At 66.3% G+C, this 21,043-nt stretch carries 23 protein-coding genes; 12 read left to right on the forward strand and 11 right to left on the reverse strand.

Going from position 1 to position 21,043, the window contains the following annotated elements; genetic code table 11:
- Position 1: 1 nt before the first annotated feature.
- From AC04PT_RS13285 to dusB, 4 genes are all read right to left on the reverse strand, one after another.
- On the reverse strand, positions 2-2,173 hold the full coding sequence (locus AC04PT_RS13285) for a sensor histidine kinase NtrY-like (protein WP_482874257.1): 2,172 nt from the start codon (positions 2,171-2,173) through the stop codon (positions 2-4).
- A gap of 250 nt (positions 2,174-2,423) precedes the next feature.
- Positions 2,424-3,788, reverse strand: coding sequence for a response regulator (locus tag AC04PT_RS13290; protein WP_482874182.1), 1,365 nt, complete (start codon positions 3,786-3,788; stop codon positions 2,424-2,426).
- A 3-nt stretch (positions 3,789-3,791) separates the two neighbouring features.
- Positions 3,792-4,895 (reverse strand): two-component system sensor histidine kinase NtrB, encoded by a 1,104-nt coding sequence (locus tag AC04PT_RS13295; RefSeq protein WP_482874183.1) that lies wholly within the window; start codon positions 4,893-4,895, stop codon positions 3,792-3,794.
- Positions 4,892-5,887 carry a tRNA dihydrouridine synthase DusB gene (gene dusB, locus AC04PT_RS13300; RefSeq protein ID WP_482874184.1) on the reverse strand — a complete coding sequence of 332 codons (996 nt, stop codon included), beginning with the start codon at positions 5,885-5,887 and terminating at the stop codon, positions 4,892-4,894. The genes AC04PT_RS13295 and dusB overlap by 4 nt, the downstream gene beginning before the upstream one ends.
- Positions 5,888-6,048: 161 nt before the next feature.
- Between dusB and AC04PT_RS13305 the strand changes: the two genes are divergently transcribed.
- From AC04PT_RS13305 to AC04PT_RS13325, 5 genes are all read left to right on the forward strand, one after another.
- Positions 6,049-7,170 carry a bifunctional 2-C-methyl-D-erythritol 4-phosphate cytidylyltransferase/2-C-methyl-D-erythritol 2,4-cyclodiphosphate synthase gene (locus AC04PT_RS13305; protein WP_482874185.1) on the forward strand — a complete coding sequence of 374 codons (1,122 nt, stop codon included), beginning with the start codon at positions 6,049-6,051 and terminating at the stop codon, positions 7,168-7,170.
- Positions 7,167-7,655: a phosphatidylglycerophosphatase A family protein gene (locus AC04PT_RS13310; protein WP_482874186.1), complete on the forward strand. Its 489-nt coding sequence runs from the start codon at positions 7,167-7,169 to the stop codon at positions 7,653-7,655. The genes AC04PT_RS13305 and AC04PT_RS13310 overlap by 4 nt, the downstream gene beginning before the upstream one ends.
- Positions 7,652-8,128 (forward strand): CinA family protein, encoded by a 477-nt coding sequence (locus AC04PT_RS13315; protein WP_482874187.1) that lies wholly within the window; start codon positions 7,652-7,654, stop codon positions 8,126-8,128. Before AC04PT_RS13310 ends, AC04PT_RS13315 begins: the two co-directional genes overlap by 4 nt.
- 144 nt (positions 8,129-8,272) lie before the next feature.
- Entirely contained in the window at positions 8,273-9,454 is a 1,182-nt protein-coding gene (locus AC04PT_RS13320; protein WP_482874188.1) for an ammonium transporter, read from the forward strand.
- Positions 9,455-9,590: 136 nt separating this feature from the next.
- The gene (locus tag AC04PT_RS13325) at positions 9,591-10,439 is read left to right on the forward strand and encodes an alpha/beta fold hydrolase (protein WP_482874189.1); all 849 of its coding nucleotides are present in this window, start codon (positions 9,591-9,593) and stop codon (positions 10,437-10,439) included.
- Between the two features lies 1 nt (position 10,440).
- Here the strand turns inward: AC04PT_RS13325 and AC04PT_RS13330 are convergent, their stop codons facing one another.
- Positions 10,441-10,890 (reverse strand): type II toxin-antitoxin system RatA family toxin, encoded by a 450-nt coding sequence (locus tag AC04PT_RS13330; RefSeq protein ID WP_482874190.1) that lies wholly within the window; start codon positions 10,888-10,890, stop codon positions 10,441-10,443.
- A 72-nt stretch (positions 10,891-10,962) separates the two neighbouring features.
- Between AC04PT_RS13330 and hpt the strand changes: the two genes are divergently transcribed.
- Complete coding sequence (gene hpt / locus AC04PT_RS13335) at positions 10,963-11,508, forward strand: hypoxanthine phosphoribosyltransferase (protein WP_482874191.1); 546 nt, start codon at positions 10,963-10,965, stop codon at positions 11,506-11,508.
- 3 nt (positions 11,509-11,511) lie between these two features.
- Positions 11,512-11,688: a hypothetical protein gene (locus tag AC04PT_RS13340; protein WP_482874192.1), complete on the forward strand. Its 177-nt coding sequence runs from the start codon at positions 11,512-11,514 to the stop codon at positions 11,686-11,688.
- Here the strand turns inward: AC04PT_RS13340 and AC04PT_RS13345 are convergent.
- Complete coding sequence (locus AC04PT_RS13345) at positions 11,685-12,548, reverse strand: LysR family transcriptional regulator (RefSeq protein WP_482874193.1); 864 nt, start codon at positions 12,546-12,548, stop codon at positions 11,685-11,687. The genes AC04PT_RS13340 and AC04PT_RS13345 overlap by 4 nt on opposite strands.
- 96 nt (positions 12,549-12,644) lie before the next feature.
- Here AC04PT_RS13345 and AC04PT_RS13350 point away from each other — a divergent pair, with 96 nt between their 5' ends.
- The 3 genes from AC04PT_RS13350 to AC04PT_RS13360 are packed head-to-tail and all read left to right on the forward strand — an operon-like array spanning position 12,645 to position 15,118.
- Positions 12,645-13,094: a c-type cytochrome gene (locus tag AC04PT_RS13350; protein ID WP_482874194.1), complete on the forward strand. Its 450-nt coding sequence runs from the start codon at positions 12,645-12,647 to the stop codon at positions 13,092-13,094.
- Between the two features lie 7 nt (positions 13,095-13,101).
- Positions 13,102-14,016 carry a c-type cytochrome gene (locus AC04PT_RS13355; RefSeq protein WP_482874195.1) on the forward strand — a complete coding sequence of 305 codons (915 nt, stop codon included), beginning with the start codon at positions 13,102-13,104 and terminating at the stop codon, positions 14,014-14,016.
- A gap of 49 nt (positions 14,017-14,065) precedes the next feature.
- The gene (locus tag AC04PT_RS13360; RefSeq protein WP_482874196.1) at positions 14,066-15,118 is read left to right on the forward strand and encodes an FAD-dependent oxidoreductase; all 1,053 of its coding nucleotides are present in this window, start codon (positions 14,066-14,068) and stop codon (positions 15,116-15,118) included.
- 81 nt (positions 15,119-15,199) lie between these two features.
- Here the strand turns inward: AC04PT_RS13360 and AC04PT_RS13365 are convergent, their stop codons facing one another.
- The gene (locus tag AC04PT_RS13365) at positions 15,200-15,661 is read right to left on the reverse strand and encodes an MmcB family DNA repair protein (RefSeq protein ID WP_482874197.1); all 462 of its coding nucleotides are present in this window, start codon (positions 15,659-15,661) and stop codon (positions 15,200-15,202) included.
- A gap of 106 nt (positions 15,662-15,767) precedes the next feature.
- Between AC04PT_RS13365 and AC04PT_RS13370 the strand changes: the two genes are divergently transcribed.
- A complete protein-coding gene (locus AC04PT_RS13370; RefSeq protein WP_482874198.1) occupies positions 15,768-17,081 on the forward strand; it encodes an AAA family ATPase in 1,314 nt (437 codons plus the stop codon).
- A complete protein-coding gene (locus AC04PT_RS13375; protein WP_482874199.1) occupies positions 17,078-17,830 on the forward strand; it encodes a COG3904 family protein in 753 nt (250 codons plus the stop codon). Before AC04PT_RS13370 ends, AC04PT_RS13375 begins: the two co-directional genes overlap by 4 nt.
- Before the next feature lie 426 nt (positions 17,831-18,256).
- On the opposite strand, the gene AC04PT_RS13380 is transcribed toward AC04PT_RS13375, so the two are convergent.
- The 4 genes from AC04PT_RS13380 to ribB form a co-directional block, all read right to left on the reverse strand.
- Entirely contained in the window at positions 18,257-18,568 is a 312-nt protein-coding gene (locus AC04PT_RS13380) for a hypothetical protein (protein ID WP_482874200.1), read from the reverse strand.
- A 106-nt stretch (positions 18,569-18,674) separates the two neighbouring features.
- Entirely contained in the window at positions 18,675-19,184 is a 510-nt protein-coding gene (nusB, locus tag AC04PT_RS13385; RefSeq protein WP_482874201.1) for a transcription antitermination factor NusB, read from the reverse strand.
- Positions 19,181-19,732 carry a 6,7-dimethyl-8-ribityllumazine synthase gene (locus tag AC04PT_RS13390; RefSeq protein ID WP_482874202.1) on the reverse strand — a complete coding sequence of 184 codons (552 nt, stop codon included), beginning with the start codon at positions 19,730-19,732 and terminating at the stop codon, positions 19,181-19,183. The genes nusB and AC04PT_RS13390 overlap by 4 nt, the downstream gene beginning before the upstream one ends.
- Positions 19,732-20,850 carry a 3,4-dihydroxy-2-butanone-4-phosphate synthase gene (gene ribB / locus AC04PT_RS13395; protein ID WP_482874203.1) on the reverse strand — a complete coding sequence of 373 codons (1,119 nt, stop codon included), beginning with the start codon at positions 20,848-20,850 and terminating at the stop codon, positions 19,732-19,734. The genes AC04PT_RS13390 and ribB overlap by 1 nt, the downstream gene beginning before the upstream one ends.
- Between the last annotated feature and the right edge of the window lie 193 nt (positions 20,851-21,043).

Consider the following 21,043-nt stretch of genomic DNA (forward strand, 5'->3'; position numbering starts at 1 on the left):
TTTATATGCTCCCTCGTTCCTGTTCACTGTCACTGCTCTGGTCCGCCGCGAGCGGCAGACGGATGACGGCCATGGCACCCCGCTGGGGCTGGCCTTCGACGTGCGGCGCGTCCTCGAGCACGAGGGTGCCGCCGTGTTCCTCGATGATCTTCTTGACGATGGGCAGGCCCAGTCCGGTGCCCTTTTCGCGGGTCGTCACGTAAGGTTCGAACAGCCGCGCGCGGTCTTCCGGCAGGCCGATGCCATTGTCGATGATGCGGATCAGCGCCTGGCGGCCTTCGGTCTCGCAGGTGACGCGAATTTGCGGCGCATGACCCTCGGGCGCGCCCTTTTCCTGGAGCGATTCGATGGCTTCGCCGGCATTCTTGATCAGGTTGGTCAGGGCCTGGCTGATCATAGTGGCATCAAGGTCGGCCATCAGCGCGGTGTCGGGCAGATCGATGTCGAAGGTCACGTCCGGCTGGCCGTTTTCCTGCAGGAGCAGCGCGTCGCGCAGGAGCGACACCACGTCCTCCGGCGCGCGCTCCGGTTCGGGCATCCGGGCGAATTTCGAGAACTCGTCGACGATGCGGCGCAGGTCGTTGGTCTGGCGCACGATGACGCCGGTCAGCTCTTTCAGCTTGTCGACGCTGTCGCCTTCCAGCTCGCGGCTGAACTTGCGATTGATGCGTTCGGCAGACAGCTGGATCGGGGTCAGCGGGTTCTTGATCTCGTGCGCGATGCGCCGCGCCACGTCGCCCCAGGCCGCCGAGCGCTGCGCTGCCACGAGGTCCGAGACGTCATCGAAGGCCACCACGTAGCCTTCGAGGCTGCCATCCTCGCGCGACCGGGTGGCCATGCGCACCAAAAGGTTTTCCTGCCGACCGTCGCGGACCACCTTGATTTCCTGCTGCACGACGTTGCGGTCGCCGGTGACCAGCTGATCGAACAGCGCGCCGAATTCCGGCACCGCGACATTCAGCGGCACGGTCTGGCGATCCTCGTCCCAGCCCAGCAGACGCTCGGCCGAGCGGTTGACGAAGGAGATGCGGCCCTCTTCGTCCAGCCCGACAACGCCGGACGTGACCGAGGTCAGCACCGAATCGAACAGCCGGCGGCGGCGTTCGATCTGGCGGGTGTTGTCGAGCAGCGTCTCGCGCTGGCCCTTGAGCTGACGCGTCATCTGGTTGAAGTAACGGCCCAGCATGGCGATTTCGTCGTCGCCCTCTTCCTCGCGCACCTGCACATCCAGATCGCCCGCGCCCACGCGCTGCGCCGCGCCGGTCAGCCGGCCCACCGGGCGCGACAGGCGTTCGGCGAACCACAGGCCCAGCCAGGTGGCGGCCAACACCAGCAAAAGCGCGAAGCCGAGGTAGATCATCGCGAAGTCGAACAGCCTGCGGCCGCGTTCGCTTTCCTGCTGCTGGTAGAACCGGGCGGTTTCCTGGGTATTGTCGAGCAGGTTGAGAAGCTCGCCGTTCACGGCCCGCGAGATATAGAGGTAGCGGTCGGGGTACTGCCGCAGCGGGACGATGGCGCGAAATTCGCTGTTGGACCAATCCTCAAGCAGCGCCACCCCCGCCCCGGTGCGGCTGGCGGCGATCTGTTCCGGTGTGGGCTGTTCGAAATCGAACAGGTAGGACCGTTCGCCGCGCGCCCGAAGTTCGCCCGTGCCGTCGATCAGATAGGCCTCGCGCAGGCCGCGCTGGATCAGCGACTGGCCATCGGTCAGGACCTTGCGCAGATTGGTGGTGGGGTCGCGTTCGACGACGCGGCGCTGGGCGTCGATATAGCCGGCCAGCGCGCGGGCGTCCTCGGACAGATCCTCGCGTTGTTCGGTCTGATAGGCGCGCGCCGCGGCGAGCGACGCCCCGACGACCTGGCGCACGCGGTCGGAGAACCAGGTTTCCAGCCCGATGTTGATGGTCAGCACCGCAAACACCGCGACGGTGACCGTGGGGATCAGCGCCATCAGCGCGAAGACCCCGGTGAGACGCAGGTGCAGCCGCGAACCGGCCGAGCGGGCGCGCCGCGCGGCCACCATGCGGGCCACCCGTTGCAGCACCAGCGCGGCGATCAGCAGGACGTAGACGAAATCGGCCAGCAGGATCAGCCGCAACCCCGGCGACGCCGCACCCATGTTGAGCGGGCCGAGCACCATGAAGGTGCTGAAGGCCAGGAACGGCCCCAGCATCACCAGTCCGAGGGTCAGGAAGTTCTGCAAGCGGCGATGACGTGACAGACGGCGCAGCTGCTCCAGGCTCAGCCTCCGCCTCGGCGGAATCCTGCCGCCTTGTCTCAGATTACCCGCAGGTACATGTGCCCCAGTGGCCACAGACCGTCCTCGCCTACATGTGCTGCTTGCGCAGCCAACCGCCATATCTTGTGGCTCTCTCCCAACGCGCCACACCGGATGCGTCTTCGGGGCCACTCATGTGGCTGTTTTACATCAACTTGCGGCGTCTTGTCACGGGAATATCAAGGTCGGTGATTTTCTTTCGCAATGTATTGCGGTTTATGCCTAGGAGCTCGGCGCATTTCGCCTGGTTTCCGCCGGTCGCGTCCAGCGCGATTTCGATCAGCGGGTACTCCACCTCTTTCAGGATGCGCTGGTAAAGGCCCGGCGGCGGCAACAGCGCGCCGTGCAGGTCGAAATAGCGCCGCAGGTGGCGCGACACCGCCGCGCCCAGCTTTTCGCTCGACCCGCCCGACAGCACCGGTTCCATCTCGGGCTGGTTGCCGAGCACCAGTTCAACCTCGGTCCGGGTGATTTCCTCGGCGCGGCTGGTCAGGCTGAGCCGGCGCACCGCGTTTTCCAGCTGGCGCACGTTGCCGGGCCAGGAATAGGCGCGAAACAGCTCGGAGGCATCCTTGGACAGCCAACGTTTCGGCGCGCCGTCGCGTTCGGCGCGGGCGAGGAAGTGATCGGTCAGCAGCGCGATATCCTCGACCCGCTCGCGCAGGCTGGGCACCTGCACGGTGGCGCCGGAAAGCCGGTAGTAGAGATCCTGGCGCACCTTGCCCTTGTCCAACGCCTCGGCGAGGTCGCCCTGGCTGGCGGCCATGAAGCGCGGCACGTGGTCGCCGGGGGTGTCGACCATGCGCACGATACGGGCCTGGATGTCGTCGGGGATGTCGGTGATTTCGTCAAACAGCAGCGTGCCGCCACGCACCCGCGCCAACACCCGGGCGGGGCCTTCGATGTCCATCAGGTCGTTGCCGGTGACGGTAACGAAGGGCAGCGTGCGACGGTCCGAGAAGTCGTGAATCGCCCGTGCGATCAGCGACTTGCCGGTGCCGCTTTCGCCCGAGATCAATACCGGCAGGTCGGTGTTCATGACCCGCGCCACGAGACGGTAGAGCGATTGCATGACCGGCGTCCTGCCCACCAGCGGCAGTTCGTCCGGCTGGTCCGGCACGTCCGACGCAGGCCGCGCGGGCGTGGTGCGGGCATCCAGCGCGCGGGCGGTGCGCTTCATCAGGTCGGGCAGGTCGAAGGGCTTGGGCAGATAATCGTAGGCCTCGGCCTCGGCGGCCTGGATCGCCGTCATGATGGTGTTCTGCGCCGAAATCACGATGACCGGCAGGTCGGGCCGGTCCTGTTTGATCTTGGGCAGCATCTCCAGCCCGTTTCCGTCGGGCATCACCACGTCCGAGATCACGACGTCGCCCTTGCCCTCGCCCACCCAGCGCATCAGCGTGGTCAGCGAGGAGGTCGCGTGCACCTTGCAGCCCGCGCGGGTCAGCGCCTGCGTCAGCACCGTGCGGATCGTGCGGTCGTCGTCCGCGACCAGTATCGTACCGTCCATGTCCTAAGCCTCCGTGACCGGCCTGGCTTCCGCGTCCTTGGGGACCATCGGAAGCGAAATGCGAAATACCGTGCGCCCCGGCGCGGATGTGACCGCGATCCAGCCGTCGTGGTCCGAGACGATCTTGCCGACCAGCGCCAGTCCCAGACCGGTGCCGTTTTCCCGGCCCGAGACGAAAGGTTCGAAGATGTCGCCCTTGAGGTCCTCGGGCAGGCCCGGGCCATCGTCGATCACCTCGATCTGAAGCGGCAGGGTCTGGCCGGTGCCATCCGAGCGGCGCAGGCGGAAGGCGCGTTCGTAGTAGCTGTGCAGCCGGATGGTGCCGCCCTCGGTGCCGGCGGCCTCGGCGGCGTTGCGGATCAGGTTGGACACCACCTGCAACAGCTGGTCGGGGTCGCCCCATGCGGCGGGCAGCGAGGGGTCGTAATCCTCGACGATCTTCATATGCGCAGCGGCGCCGACCAGAGCCGAGCGCCGCGCGCGGTCGAGCACGTCGTGGATGTTGACCGGCTTGCGCTCGGGCGCGGAAAGGTTGCCGAACTGTTCGACCTGCTCAAGCAGCTTCACGATGCGCCGGGTCTCGCCCACGATAAGATCCGTGAGCTCAAGGTCTTCGGCGGCGAGGTTCATGCTGAGAAGCTGCGCCGCACCGGCAATCCCCGCCAGCGGGTTCTTGATTTCATGGGCCAGCATCTCGGCCATGCCGATGGCCGATTTGGCGGCGGATTTGACCGAGTGGCTGCGGGTCATCCGGCCGGCCAGCTCGCGCGGCGCGATCAGCATCATCATGCCACCCGCGCCGCCCTGCATCGGCGCGACCTGAAGATTGCATTGCAGGGGCGCGCGGTCGCCTGTGCCGACATCGACGTCGTTGACGAAAAGCGGGGTGCCGTCGCGGCGGGCGCGCGCGAAGCTGTCTTCCAATGGAGCGTCGACTGCGAGGCGGTCCCAGATCGGCTCGCCTATCAGGGATTTGGCGGAAGAGTTCAGAAAGCCCTCGGCGGCGGGGTTCACATCGGTGATACGGTCGTCGTCGTCGAGCAGCACCGCCGGCACTGGCAGCGAGGACCAGACCGGGTTCTGTTCGCTGAGGGGGGAGCTGGTCATGCGGCGGCCTCGGTGCGCGTGGCCAACGCATCGGGCAGATGATGCAGCGCGTCGGCGGGGGTCTTGGCGGTCAGGATCACCCGGCGGAGCGCCGGATCGGTGCCGGCTTCGTCCATGTACCACCCGAGGTGCTTGCGCGCAACGCGCAGCCCCAGGTCGTTGCCGTAAAACATCAGCATTTCCTCGTAATGTCCTGATACCATGTCTGTAAATGCGTTACCCACCGGTACTTCCGGGGCCCGCCCGCCGAACAGTTCGTGCGCCACTTGCGCCAGCAGCCATGGCCGGCCCTGCGCGCCGCGCCCGATCATCACGCCCTGCGCGCCGGAGCGGTCGAGCGCCTCGCGGGCCTTGGCCGTCGTGGTGATATCGCCGTTGGCAATCACCGGAATGTCGACGGCGGCGCTGACATTGGCGATGGCGCCCCAGTCGGCGCGGCCCTTGTAAAACTGGCAGCGGGTGCGGCCATGGATCGTGATCATCTGCACGCCGGCGTCCTGCGCTCGGCGGGCCAGCTCGGGGGCGTTGAGCAGGTTGTCGTCCCAGCCCAGCCGGGTCTTCAGCGTCACCGGCAGGTCGACCGCCGCAACCACCGCCTCGATCAGCGTCAGCGCATGGTCGAGATCCTTCATCAGCGCGGAACCCGAGGCACCCGTGCCGCTGGCCGAGGTCACCTTCTTCGCCGGGCAACCCATGTTGATGTCGATCAGGCGGGCGCCGTTGGCCTCGACCATCCGCGCGGCCTCGGCCATCCAGAAGGCATCGCGGCCGGCGATCTGCACGGCCGTGGCCTCGACCCCGTAACCGAGTTCGGCCTTCTCGCGGACACCGGGCTTGGCCTGCACCATTTCCTGGCTGGCCACCATTTCCGAGACCACCAGCCCCGCGCCGAAGCTTTGGACGAGGTTGCGGAACGGCAGATCGGTGATTCCGGCCAGCGGGGCGAGAAATACGGGGGGATCCAGGGTTATGTCTGCCACCTGAACGGTCACGTGCCTAATCCTTGTGCAATCCTAATCGGGGTATCTTTTCTGGCCCAGTATCGCAATGTCTGACCGGGTTTCTGCGGCTGCGAAAAGAGGGGAGTGCCTAAAAAACAGGCAACCTGCCGGGGGCAATTGCCAGTTGCATCGCCACGGCCTATGTCAGCGCCATGAAAACCGTTGCCTTGATCGTCGCCGCCGGGCGCGGCACCCGCGCAGGCCCCGGCGCGCCAAAGCAATGGCGCGCGCTTGCCGGGCGGCGCGTGGTGGACTGGACGCTGGACGCGTTCGACCTACCCGGAATCGACGAGCGGGTGCTGGTGATCCACCCCGATGACAGGCAAGAGGCCGAAGGCTTGGGCGTCCGGCTGGTCGACGGCGGCGCGACGCGGGCCGAGAGCGTGCGGCGCGGGCTGGAGGCGCTGGAGGGTGCCGGGTTTGATGCGGTGCTGATCCATGACGTGGCGCGGCCCTGTGCCTCGGCGAGGGTGATCGAAGACGTGATAGCCGCCTTGCAGGCCCACGCGGGCGCGGCGCCGGGTCTGGCGCTGACGGATGCGCTCTGGACCGGCGCGGCGGGCAAGGTGGCGGGAACCCGCGAACGGGCCGGGCTGTTTCGGGCGCAGACGCCGCAGGGGTTTCGGTTTGAAGCCATCCTTGCCGCGCACAGGGCGCATCAAGGCGAGGCGCTGGACGATGTGCAGGTGGCGCGCGCATACGGGCTGGACGTCGCCATCGTGCCCGGCGAAGAACAGAACCTTAAGATCACAACGGCAGCGGATTTCGACCGCGCCTCAAGACACCTGAAAGGAGCCTTCATGCGGATCGGCAATGGCTATGACGTGCATGCGTTTTGCGAGGGCGACCACGTGATGCTCTGCGGCGTGAAGGTGCCGCACGGGCGCGGGTTGCAGGGGCACTCAGATGCGGACGTTGGTATGCATGCCCTGACCGATGCGATCTATGGCGCCTTGGCGCAGGGCGATATCGGGCAGCATTTTCCGCCGTCCGACCCGCAGTGGAAGGGGGCGGAGAGCCACGTGTTCCTGCGCCACGCGATTGATCTGGCGGGAAAGATGGGGTTCACGCTGGGCAATGCCGATGTGACGCTGATCTGCGAGCAGCCCAAGGTGGGACCGCATGCAGAGGCAATGCGCGCGGCGCTGGCGGGGATCATGGGAGTGGGCCAAGACCGGGTGTCGGTAAAGGCGACAACGTCGGAGCGTCTGGGTTTCACCGGGCGCGAAGAGGGGATCGCGGCGCAAGCCAGTGTTCTGCTGGTGGCGGCATGACCCGGTTTATCGCGACGTGGTTCTATTCGGGCTACATCCGGCCCGCACCCGGCACATGGGGGTCGCTGGCCGCCCTGCCCTTCGCCTGGGTGCTGCACCTGATGGGCGGGCCTTGGCTGCTGCTGATCGCGGCGCTGATGGTCTTTGGCCTGGGCTATTGGGCCACGGCGCAGGAAACCGCCGGTAAGGCCGATCACGATCCGTCGGAAATCGTCATCGACGAGGTAGTGGGCCAGTGGATCGCGGTATGGCCGGTGTCCTATGGCGCGGCCTTTGCCGGGGCAGACGTCCTGCGGCTGTGGCCGGGGATCCTGGCCGCGTTCGTGCTGTTTCGGCTGTTCGACATCTGGAAACCCGGCCCGGTGGGCTGGGCGGACCGTATGGGCGGGCCGCTGGGGGTGATGCTGGATGACGTGATTGCGGGGGTCTTTGCCGCGCTGGGCGTCTCGGTGCTGGCTGCTGTCGCGCACCTGGTGCTGATATGAGCCTCGGCCTTGATGTGATCACCGCCGCGCGTGACGCGGGCAGGACGGTGACCTGTGCCGAAAGCTGCACCGGCGGGATGGTGGCCGCGGCCATCACCGATCCGCCGGGCGCGTCCGAGGTGTTCGATTTCGGCTTCGTGACCTATTCGAACCTCGCCAAGCAGGAGGTGCTGGGCGTGAGCGCGCAGACCTTGCAGGAACACGGTGCGGTGTCGGAACCTGTGGCGCGGGAGATGGCGGAGGGCGCGTTGCGCACGGCCAAGGCCGATGCGGCGGTGTCGATCACCGGGATTGCCGGACCGGGCGGCGGCAGCGCCGAGAAGCCGGTGGGCCGGGTCTGCTTCGGCATCGCCACCGACACCGGCACCGAATGCGAGACGGTGGACTTCGGCGACCTTGGCCGGGCGGAGGTGCGGGTGGCGTCGCGGGATCATGCGCTGCAGCTGCTCTTGCAGGCTTTGCGTAGTATTTGACCATCACCCCGCAGGAAACGCCTAATTTTCAGGCAGTCCCGGAATGCCGGGCTTTTAAGCGCCTGTCCGGGCAATTGCCGCTTTTTTTTGCAGACGGCTTGGGCTTTCACCCTCGGGAATGCCACTTCAGAAGGAATCCGAGGGATGAACGGAGCCGATACCGCCTGGATCATCGTCGCCACGGCGCTGGTCCTATTCATGACGCTGCCCGGACTTGCACTGTTTTACGGCGGCCTCGTGCGCGCCCGCAACGTGCTGAGCGTCTTCATGCATTGCTATGCCATTGCCTGCCTGATGAGCGTGCTGTGGTTCGCCCTGGGCTATTCCATCGCCTTCGGCAGTGGCGACAGCGGGCTCTGGGGCGGTCTGGACAAGTTGATGCTGCTGGGGATGAGTGCCGACGACCTGTCAGGCACCCTGCCGGAAGTCCTGTTCTTCGCCTTCCAGATGACATTTGCCATCATCACCCCGGCACTGATCGTCGGCGCCTATGTCGAACGGGTGGGCTTCGGCTTCGTGCTGCTGTTTTCGGGGCTGTGGATGCTGCTGTGCTACGCGCCGGTGGTCCATTGGGTCTGGGGCGGCGGCATGCTGGCCGATGGCGGCATCTTCGGCGAGGTGGGCGTGCGTGATTTCGCCGGTGGCATCGTGGTGCACGAAACCGCCGGTCTGGCGGCGCTGCTGCTGGCGGTGTTCCTCGGGCCGCGGAAGAACCGGACCACGCCGCCGCACAACCCCGGTTTCGTGATGATCGGGGCGGCGATGCTCTGGGTCGGCTGGTTCGGCTTCAACGGCGGGTCGCAACTTGCGGCCGACGGCGGCGCGGCGATGGCGCTGACGGTGACGCATCTTTCGGCTGCGACGGCGTCGCTGACGTGGGCCCTGTGGGAGAAGATCAAGTTCGGCAAGGCCAGCCTCGTGGGCATGGTGACGGGCACCATCGCGGGCCTCGCCTCGATCACGCCGGCCTCGGGCTTTGTCGGTCCGGTGGAAGCGCTGATCATCGGTGCCGTGGCAGGCGTACTCTGCCAGGAGGCAGTGAACCTGATCCGCAACGCGCTGAAGATCGACGACACGCTGGATGTCTTCGCGGTACACGGTGTTGGCGGCATCTTCGGCACCATCATGATCGCGGTGTTCGGTGCCGGCAGCTTTGTCGCGCAGCTGGGATCGCTGGTGCTCGTGGGTGTGTTCACGGCGGTGGTGACCGTGGTGCTGATCTACGTGGTCAAGGCGATCACGCCGCTCCGGGTCGACCTTGAGACCGAGACCAACGGGCTCGACCTTGCGGTGCACGGTGAGCGGGCCTACGACCACGCGAGCTGAGACCGCAGGACCCGCGGTTCAAGGAAGAAGGTCCCCTTTTTCGGGGGGCCTTTTTTATTGTGATCTCCTGTTCTCGGAACAGAGGGCGCAGGCGGCTGTTGATCCAAGAGCCAACCGCAGCACGAAAGGTCACGCCATGCGAAGCCATACAGTCCGCGTCAACGACATCGACATGCGCTGGGAAGAGACCGGAAAGGGCGCTCCGGTGATCCTGATACACGGCATTCCAACCTGCCCCGCCCTTTGGCGAGAGGTAGCCCCGAAGATCAAGGATCGGCGCGTGCTGGCGTGGGAGATGGTGGGCTATGGCGCTTCGATCCCCGAAGGCCGCGAGCGCGATATCTCCGTGGCTCAGCAAGCTGAGTATGTGGCGGCCTGGATGCGCGACCAGCGGATCGGTCGCGCGGTTGTCGCCGGGCACGACCTGGGCGGCGGCGTTGCGCAAATCCTAGCAGCGCGGCACCCGGACCTGGTCAGCGGGATCTTGCTGACAAACTCGATCTGCTATGACAGCTGGCCGGTGATGGCGGTCAAGGCGGTCGCCGTCGCGGGGCCGGTGCTGAAACACGCGCCCGACGGCTCGGTTCGGCAGTTCATGAAGCTGATGTTCTCGAAGGGCCACGACGATGACGACGCGAAAGAGGCCGCGTTGCGGACCCACGCGCCGCATTACGAGACCACCGACGGGGCGGCGGGCTTCGTGCGCCAGACGCAGTCACTCAACAAGGAGGACACGCTTGCGGTGGCCGACCTGCTGCCGTCGCTGGACATTCCGGCGAGGCTGGTTTGGGGCGCCGACGACGAGTTCCAGACCGTCGAGTACGGCGAACGTCTGGCGAAGGACTTGGGCGCGCCGCTACGGCGGATCGAAGGGGGCAAGCACTTCACGCCGGAGGATCACCCAGAGATCATCGCCGAGGAGATCAACACCCTGGTCGACGCGGTGGAAGCCCGCGAATACTCTGCCGTCACCACGAGCGGATAGATCAGCCGTAAAGCTCTGCGGCGCGCGTCTCGAAGGCCCGGACGATGCGCTGCATGGCCTCGTTGAACACCACGCCGGCGATGCGGCGCAGGATGGCGTTCTTGAATTCGAAATCGACGAAGAAATAGACTTCGCAGCCGCCGTCGGGGATGTCGGTGAAAGCCCAGTTCGATCGCATGTGCTTGAACGGACCGTCGAGGTATTCGGTGTCGATCTTCTTGGCCTCGGGCCAGAGCACCACTTTGCTGGTGAAGCGTTCGCGGAACACCTTGAACGAGATCACGAGGTCGGCCTCCATCAGCACCGAGCCATCAGGCTGCGGCTCTTCCCGCCGGATGCGGGCGGCTGCATTCCATGGCAGAAACTCGGGGTAGCGTTCCACATCGGCCACCAGATCATACATCTGCTGGGCACTGTAAGGCAGGTGGCGTGTTTCGGAATGGGTTGGCATGAGGCCCCCGATTTGGCATGACGTCGCCGGGCCCATGTCGCCCGTTACCGCAAGGAATTCAAGGGGGGCCCCATGTCTCAGCGTCCTTACGTGATCGACAAGATGATCTCGGCCAAGTCCATCGCCGCCCGGATCGAGGAGCTTTGCACCGACATAAGAGGCGAGTTCAAGGACACCGAGAAACTGGTGGTCGTGGGGCTGCTGCGCGGGTCTTTTGTGTTCATCGCCGATCTGGTGCGCGAGCTGGACATGTCGGTGGAGGTGGATTTCATCGAGGCGTCCTCCTACGGCGACACCATGGAAAGCAGCCGCGAGGTGCGCATCCTCAAGGACCTGCGCGGCGCCATCGAGGGCCGTGACGTGCTGGTAGTCGAGGATATCGTCGACACCGGGCATACGCTGCACCACGTCACCGCGCTGCTGCGGTCCCGAAATCCGGCGCGTTTGAAAAGCATCGCGCTGCTCGACAAGCCCACCCGGCGCGAAGTGGACTTCAAGGCCGACTGGGTCGGCTTCTCGATCCCCGACGAATTCGTCGTCGGCTATGGCATCGACTACGCCCAGCGCAACCGCAACCTGCCCTACATCGGCAAGGTGCGCTTTCCCGAGGACGACTGACCGATGCACTGGTTCCTGCGCATGTCGCGATGGGCACGCAACCCGCCATCGGCCAAGAAGGTGATGCTGGTGCTGGCGGTGATCGGCGTCTGCCTCGCACTTTTCGCCATCGAGCGCTGGGTCGGCTGGCCCGATGCGCTGACCGCCGAACGTATCCCGCGCGGCGGCATCCTGCGTTAAGGCGTCGGACCGGCGAGCCTGTCGCGTGCCGTGTGAAGGACATCCGTGACCACCGCCATGAATCGACGCATCCGGAGAGAACCAGCAAGATCGCGGTGACAGAGCACCCAGACCGGGACGCGCATGTCCGGCAGGTCGGTGACAACCGGCACGAGGCCCGGGTCCCGGGCGCCCAGAAGGTGCGGGATTACGGCGATGCCCTGCCCGTGCCGTGCCATTTCGCGCAGGGCGACGAAACTGTCGGCACAGCTGACGATCTGATCCGGGCTGACGTTGTCGACCATCCACTGCGCGGGCCGGGATTGCGACAGGGGACCGGAGAGGCCAAGCCAACGGGTCTGGTCCGGGGTGCTGGCATAGGCCCCGAAGCCAAGTTCGGCCGCGGCGTCGCCGGCCATGTCCTTCGGGCGCGTGGCCGAGGGCCGCACCGCGAGGTCGGCCTGCATCCGCGCCATGTCGAGACGCGCGTTCGACGAGATCAGGCTGATCCGGTGCGGGGCCATGGCCTGACCGATGCGCCCTGCCCCCTCGGCCAGCACGGTCGAACAGAAGGTGTCGGTCGAGGTCAGCCGCAGCAGGTCGCCCTCTCCCGCCCCGTTCGCGCGCAGCAGGTGGCTGACCCGGCCCAAGGCTTGTGCCGCCTCGCGCGCGGCTTCGATCACGTTTGCGCGATCAGGTCGCAGGCGGTAGCCGCTTTGCGACCGTTCGAAAACCTCGGCGCCATGGGCCTCTTCGAAAGCGGTCACGCGGCGCAGGACCGTTGCGTGGTTGACACCCATGTCGCGCGCCGCGGCGCTGACCGAGCCGGTCTCGGCCACCGCGAGCACGAATTTCAGGTCATCCCAGTTGTCGTTGTGCATGAATTGGCACCCACCCCGCAGGGTTGCAGAATATGTTTGTCATCTCTCCCATGCATACTAGGCTCCGTGTAAGCCACCAACATCAGGAAGTCATAAATGAAAAAGATTGTTACGGTCCTGGCCGCCACGGCCATTCTTGGCGGCAGCGCCGCAGTTGCGCAGGATTACAAGAACCACCTCAAGGCCCGGCAGGGCACCATGTGGGTCATCGCGCTGAACCTCGGCACGCTGGGCGCCATGGCCAAGGGTGAGCGCGACTATGACGCCGAGGCCGCCACCTCGGCCGCGGAATCCATTCAGGCGGCGTCGAACGTGCATGTGGGCACCCTGTTCCCCGAAGGATCGGACGCGGGCGAAACACGCGCCTTGCCGGATATCTGGTCGGACATGGCCGGATTTCAGGAAAAATGGGATGCGATGGGCACCGCCGCCGACAAGGCTGCGGCAGAGGCCGGCAATGGCAAGGACGCGCTGGGGCCGGTGATGGGTGCGCTCGGCGGGTCCTGCAAGGCCTGCCACGACGATTACCGCGCAGCGCCGAGCTGATCGTTTCGTGGCCAAAGCTGTCAAACTGTTGATCCCGGCGGTCCTCGTGGCCGCCGGTATCGCGTGGGTTGTCACTGCGCCGCAGACCGTGGCGGAGGACGATTTCAAGAACGTCACGGGCGGAGACCCGGACCGCGGCAAGGTGGTATTCGATGCCGCTGGCTGCGCCTCCTGTCATGCCGCACCCGAGGCCGAGGGCGAGGACAAGCTGGTTCTGGCCGGCGGCCAGAGCTTTCCGTCGCCTTTCGGAACCTTCAAGGCCCCCAACATTTCGTCCGATCCCGAACACGGCATCGGCGACTGGGACCTTGCGGACCTTGCGAACGCGCTTTTGCACGGCACCGCGCCCGACGGCAGCCATTATTTTCCGGCCTTTCCCTATACCTCCTACACCCGGATGGGCGCGCGCGATGTCGTCGACCTCTGGGCCTACATGCAGACACTGCCGGCCTCGTCCGAACCGTCGCAGCCGCATGACGTGGGGTTTCCCTTCAACATCCGCCGCAGCCTTGGCGGCTGGAAGTCGCTGTTCCTTGACGGCGGCTGGGTGATGGAGGGCAACGACCTGGGCGCCGAGCTGACCCGGGGCCGCTATCTTGTCGAAGCGCTGGGCCATTGCGCCGAATGCCACACGCCCCGCAATGCGCTGGGTGGGCTGGACCGGTCACGCTGGATGGCGGGTGCGCCCGATCCTTCGGGGCGCGGCCGTATCCCGGCGCTGACGCCCGACGCATTCACTTGGGCCGCGAGCGACATCGCCTATTACCTCGAAACCGGTTTCACCCCCGACTTTGACAGCGCAGGCGGCCACATGGCCAAGGTGATCGAGAATACCGCCCAGCTCAGCGCCGGGGACCGTGCCGCAATTGCCGCATATATCAAGGCATTGCCGGTGCCCGCCGAGACTAGCACGGGGTCCTGAGGCAGAATCGGTGTAGGCTGACCCGGCAGAGGCATCTCCGGGGGGAGCGATGCACGTAGTGATCTCAGGCGCAGGGCCGACCGGGCTGACCGCCGCCGTCGAATTGGCGCGGCACGGCGCGCGTGTGACGACACTGGAGAAACGCCCCGGCCCGTCGCACCTGTCGCGCGCGGTCGGGCTGTTGCCGGCCTCGATCGATATCCTTCGGCCCTCCGGCGTGGCCGACGCCATCCTGTCCGAGGCGATCGGCTTCACCGGCGCCACCTTCCACTTGCGCACGCAGGAAATTGCCCGCTTGCCACTGGGCTTTGACGACCGCTCGCGCATTTGGGGGCTGGCGCAGGACCGGACCGAGGCACATCTGGAAACCGCGCTGACCCACATGGGCGAAATCGTGCGCTACGGCGTCGCGGTCGAGAGCTTCACCCAAGACAGCGACGGCGTGACGGTCGAGACGACGGACGGCCCCCTGCGCGCCGATTACCTGATCGGCGCCGATGGCGTGCACAGCACGGTGCGCGCCGAGCTGGGCCTGAAGTTTCCCGGTTTCGACCTGAAACAGCCGTGGGGCATTGCCGATGTCGATGTCTCGGACTGGCGCGACCCGACGCGGTTTCAGGCCTTCCTGCTGGATCAGGGCGATGTCTGCGTGGTGGTGCCGCTCGAGGAGAGCCGCTTCCGCATCATCGCCTCGCGCGCGGATGCGCTGGACGCCCTGCCGGTGCCGATGGATGTGCGCCGCCTGCGCCGGCAGGGCAGTTTCACGATCTCGGTGCGGCAGGTGAAGCGCTACCAGAAAGGCCGGGTGTTCCTGGCGGGCGACGCCGCGCATTGCCATTCACCGGTGGGCGGACGCGGCATGAACCTCGGGATCGCGGATGCCGCCGACCTTGCCCGCCGCATCGTCGGAGACGACACGAACGGCTACACCGAGGCCCGGCACCCGGAAGGCAAGCGCATCCTGCGCTTTTCGGAGCGCGGCCGGTGGATGCTCAACACCACCAACCCGCTTCGGCGCGGCACCGCGCTTCGCATGCTCAAACTCGGCGCCGCGCTGCCGCCGCTGGGCCGCGCGCTCATGCGCCGCCTTGCCACCGGCTGACAGTGCCGCCGATCCCGGTCTTGCAGGCGTCTGGCGGCCAAGCCCGCAGCCTGACGGCGCGCGCAGGTGCGGGAACATTCCTCACGGCCCTTCGGTGGGAACCCATCCCGGATCGCGCAGCGCCTGCAACCGCCGCGCCGCATGTGTGGCGAACATCTGGATCATCTTCTTGCGCCGCGCCGGGGCCAATTTCGTCTCTGCGCCCATTCGCAGGATCTCTGCATCGTAGGGGTCGGCCACCATTAGCCCCGTGCCGTCCGGCAGCAGGTCGGTCGGAAAAGCCTCGTCTACCGCCCAGAAATACCGGTCGCACCACTCCAGATAGCCCTGCCATTTGCGGTCCGAGGTGAAATCGACGCGCGAGGATTTGCACTCGACCACCCAAAGCTCGCCCTTGGGCCCCAGTGCCATCACGTCGACGCGCAGTCCGCGGGTCACGGTGAATTCCTCGACCGTGACAAAGCCGAGGCTGGCCATGTGACGGCTAACGCCCCGGGCCAGCAACTGCCCGGGCTGAAGGGTAAGAACGGAAGGCTCGATCATGGGTCAAACTTGGAACATTTCGCGAACGCTTGCAATCCCCCCGCGCGGGACCGTTGCCAAATGCGCCCGCGTGCATACCTTCAGATCATTAACGCAAGAGGTTTTCATGGATTCCGACACACGGCTGAGCGAAACACAGGCCCGTGGCGTGCGCTACGCGCGCGAACTGCAAGGCCATCTCGGCTGGCTCGATACGTTCTCCGGCACCGCGCTGGGGGTGCTGGCCGTGGCCTCGGGGATATATACCTACCTCGGGGTGTCGTCGCTGCTGGATGAGAACGGCGCCATGTCGGTGTTCGCCGCGATCGCCTATTCGGTGGCAGTCTCGGTGGGGATCTTCGTGTTCTGGTCCTACATGATGCGCCTCTTTCCGGCGGTGCGCTCGGCACAGGCGCGCATCGGACTGTTGGCCGCCATGGGGCTGGGATCGCTGGCCATCGTGGCAATGTCGTCCTGGCTGAACGCTGCTGCGCTGGCGGGATCGGCGGCGGTCGAGCAGCACCTGGCCGAAACCGTCACCCGCTACCAGACCTCGCTGGAGCGCGCGCATGAGGTGGCCTTGACCGGACAGGCGCTCGAGCGTGACGTAGCCCGTGCCCGGCAAGGCTTCGACGACCTGTCGCAGCAAGAGGCCGAGGGCTCGCTGTCGGGGCTTGCGGGACGCGGAGCGGTGTTTCGGGTGCTCAGGCAGAAGGCCGAGGAGTTGGCCTCGCTGCAAGAACAGATCGCCTTGCAGACACCACGGGTGGATCAGGCTTTCGCCGAGGGCAATGCCCTGCTCAGCCGGATGCGGGCACTGACCGTGGAACAGGGCGCGGTCGAGCCGCGCTCGGTCGAGTTTTCCGAACTTGCGGTGCAGTTGCAGGGGCTGATCACGCAGTTGCGCCAGCTCTCGGTTGCGCCGTTGGTCGAACGCGCCGCGCAGGACCTCGCGGCCTCGGTGGTGCTGCCGGAACTGGATGGATCGACCGCCGCCAGCCGGGGCGAACAGGCGGCCACCATCACCTCGGTTCTCGACGTGCTGGCGCAGCGCGCGGCGACACTGGAAAGCGCGGCGCGCGATGTCATGGCGTTGGCACCACCGCCCGAGGTCAGCTATGCGCCGATCTCCTCGGCCGATGCGGTGATCCTTTATGCCGGCAATTTCGTGCCGTCCTGGGCGGGGGCGATCGCCATCGACCTGTTGCCGGGGGTGCTGGTGTTCATCCTGGCCATCACCCACGCGGCGATCCGCAGCGGGCGCGAAGGCGCGGGTGTCGAGGACACGTTGACCCTGGCGGAGTTGCGCGCGGCGCTGGCCGCGGTGCGCGATGTCGAGGTCGCGATGCAGCGGATGCCGCGCGATGTTGATGCCAAGGACGCCGACGACACGATCGAGGAACCCGGCAAGATCCACCCGCTGCCGGGCAAATCGTCATGAGCGGCGGCGCCTCCGTCGCCCGCATCCTTACCGGGGTGCTGATGTTCCAGCTGGGCATCGGCGTGCTGCTGGTGGTCGGCGATATCCAGAGCGGCGGGCTGACCCTGCCGAAGCTGTTCACCGACACGCCCCGCCTGAGCCAGCCGGTACGCCCCGGCGACCAGCGACGGGTCTACGATCCGATGCGCGATCGTCCGGCGGTGCAGCCCGCCCGCGACCCCGGCGACATGCCGCGCCGGCTGGTGCTGAGCCGCGATCCCGGCGCCGAATGGCGGCTGGAGGGCATGATCGCCAAGGGCGATGCCCTGCGCATCATCCGCCAGATCGAGGCCGCCAATCCTGCGCCGCAACGGCTGATCCTGCAATCCGGGGGCGGCTCGGTCCACGATGCCCTTTCGCTGGGTCGGTTCCTGCGTCAGGCGGGGATCGGCACCCGGATGCTGGCGGGCGAATACTGTCATTCGGCCTGCCCCTACCTGCTGGCCGGCGGGACCTCGCGCGAGATCGACGCGGACGCCTCGGTTGGCCTGCACCAGCACTACTTCGGTGAGAATTCGCTGTTGCCCGCCTTCGTCGCCGTCGAGGATATCCAGCGCGGACAGGGCGAGGTGATGGGGTACCTTTCAGAGATGGGCATCGACCCGCTGGTGATGCGCCACGCGCTGGCGACGCCGCCGGACGAAATCTACGTGCTGCTCCCCGAAGAATTGGAACGGTATGGGTTCGTCACGGCGGAGGACGGAGGTTAGCGCAGATTGCGCCGCCGTCCGGGCCGAACCATTGTGCCTCGGATGGCACCTGCCGGAGGCTGCACCGCGCAAAGCCGTTCCGAAAACCGCATTGGAGCGCCGGCCTTGCCGAGCGCTTTTCCCAGCCGGAGCCGAATAATCCCGACGCCCCCCTTGCCGCATCGTCCCCGACACCCTATTTGGCGGTAAGGCGGGTGCTGCCCTTCACGTGCACGGTTGCATTCCGGTGGCCTTAAATAATTCCGAGGGAGCTGGCTCTGTCCTGGCCCTGGCCTGGTTACCCGGCGCCCACCTGTTCATACAGGTCCTCGGGAATGAGATAACCCCACGGTCGCGATTGCGGGCCCGCCGATTTCTCCACCAACCTTAAGACGCGAAATGATGTCCCGGACCTGATCCGGGACCGCGGGCACCGACGCTGCGGCGTCACAGCCGGCGGCGCGGTTTCGACACTGGCACCCTGACCGGCATCAGCTCGGTCACCGGCGCACGTGTGCCGCCGCCGGGGCGGTCGTCATCATCGTCGTTCACGAACAGATGCGCCACGGCCAATTGCACGCCGGAACAGATCACACCAAGCACGACCCACAAACCGAGCAACGCAATCACGCCGCTATGTGCCAGACCGGCGACATTGAAGCCCAGCGCCATCGCCAAAAACACCGCCGCTGCCAGAAAACCGACCACCACATGCTTCATGTGGAACCCGAGGGTCCGAGGCTGTGTGTTCTGTGGCATAGGTCCCCTCCCGCGATGCAAATCTGCCCGATCCCGAGTCTACAGAAGTTCACCCCAAAGCGATACGGAAACGACTTTGACCCTGCGTCACTTCGCGACAAACCGCTCAGAACGCCTCGGGCTTCGCCTCGCGCGCCATGTGATCGAGCACGGCATTGACGAACTTGGGCTCACGACCCTCCGGAAAGAAGGCGCCGGCGATGTCGACGAATTCCTTGATCACGACGCGCGGCGGCGCCTCGCCTTCGATCAGTTCGGCCCCGGCGGCGCGGAACAAGGCGCGCAGCGTCGGGTCGATCCGCGCGATCGGCCATTTCGCAACCAGCGCCCGGTCGGTCATCTGGTCGATCCTGGCCTGATGGTTCACCGCGTCCGCCACCAGCGCGCGGAACAGGTCCACGTCGCCTTCGGTCATCTCGTCGCCTTCGTAGATGGCGCCGAAGCGATGATCGACGAACTCACGCGCCACTGCCTGCACGGTCTGACCGCTGTGTTCCATCTGGAACAGCGCCTGCACGGCATAAAGCCTTGCGGCGGATTTCATCTTGCGTTTCTGGTTGCCCGACAGGGGTTTCGGAGATGCCTCCGGGCCGCTGTCTTCGGTCTGGTCGCTCATGCGGTCGGGTTGCCCTTGCTGTTACCGGCGATCCGGTATTCGTCCGTGGCGGGACGAAAGCCGACGCCGTCCCGCGAAGCGCCCCACTTACGGCTGAGCGCAACCAGATGCAAGGCCGCAGCCGCCGCGCCGCCGCCCTTGTTTCCCTGATCGGGATCGGCGCGCACCACCGCCTGATCCATGTTTTCCACGGTCAGGATGGCGTTGCCGATGCACAGCCCCTGAAGCCCCAGCAGGGTGATGCCGCGCGAGCTGTCATTGCAGACGGTCTCGTAATGCGTGGTCTCACCGCGAATGACGCAGCCCAGCGCCACGTAGCCGTCAAAGTTGCTCATCCGCTCGGCGATGCCGATGGCGGTCGGCACTTCCAGCGCGCCGGGCACCTCGATCAGGTCCCACGTGCCGCCCGAGGCTTCGATCTCGGCCTTGGCGCCGGCAATGAGGTGTTCGGCGATGTCCTTGTAATAGGGCGCCACGACGATCAGGATCTTGACCGGCGTGTCGAAGGTTGCGCGCGGCAGGGTGTAATGGGTCTCGGCTTCGGCCATCAGTCATGCTCCGTGATCGGGCGGGTGCCCACGATTTCCAGCCCATAGGCATCAAGGCCCACGTATTTCGTGGCCTCGTGATCGGTCAGCAGGATCAACTTGCTGACCCCCATGGTCGACAGGATCTGGCTGCCGAGGCCGACTTCGCGCACCGTCTTGGGGCCCTCTTCTTCATCCTCGCGCAGCACGCGGGCCTGCGGGTTGCGGAACAGGCAGACAAGGCCCCTGCCCTCGCGCGCGACGATCTCCATCGCCTTGTGCAATTCGCCATCGCCGCCGATGCCGAGGATATCCTCAAGCGCGTTCAGCGCATGGGTCCGCACCAGCACCGGCTCGGGCGTGGTGATGTCGCCCTTCGACAGCACGATGTGGTCGGTGCCTTCTGTCAGGTCGGTGAAGACGCGCATTGTCCAGTCGCCGCCGTAGGCCGAGGTGACCTGCCGGTTGGCGGTCTCGCGCACGAGGTTGTCGTGGCGGCGGCGATAGGCGATCAGGTCCGAGATGGTGCCGATCTTCAGCCCGTGCTTCTGGGCAAAGGCCACCAGTTCCGGCAGCCGCGACATGGTGCCGTCCTCGTTCATGATCTCGCAGATCACGCCCGAGGGGTTGAGGCCCGCCAGCCGCGAGACGTCCACCGCGGCCTCGGTATGGCCGGCGCGGACCAGCACGCCGCCGTCGCGGGCGCGCAGCGGAAAGACGTGCCCGGGCGAGGCGATGTCGGCCTCGGTCGAACGCGGGTCGATGGCGACGGCAACTGTGCGCGCGCGGTCATGCGCCGAGATGCCGGTGCTGACACCTTCGCGGGCCTCGATCGAGACGGTGAAGGGCGTCTCGGTGCGCGACGAGTTGTTCGACGCCATCGGCGGCAGGCCCAGCGCATCGACCTGTTCGCCGGTCAGCGTCAGGCAGACCAGCCCGCGGCCGTGCGTGACCATGAAGTTGATCGCGTCGGGCGTGGCCATCTGCGCGGGGATCACCAGGTCGCCTTCGTTCTCGCGGTCCTCGTGATCGACGAGGATGAACATGCGGCCATTGCGCGCTTCGTCGATGATCTCCTCGACCGAGGATATCGCGTCGCTCCAGTCGCCTTCGACCGGGCCGGGGGTGTCGTAACGCATTGCACGCCTCCTGAGACTCTTGCGAGCGGGATAAGGGATGGGGCCGCAATTGAAAAGAGCGTGTAGGCTGGAGTGGGGTTTACCGTAATGGCTTTGATCCGATTCTTCGATCAAACGGGTTAACGGCGGCGAAGCCGACCCGCATCATGCCGGAGGCATGCCTTCAGCATGACGGGCCGCCCCACGGCACGGC

Source organism: Litorisediminivivens sp. KMU-197, from assembly GCF_056858395.1.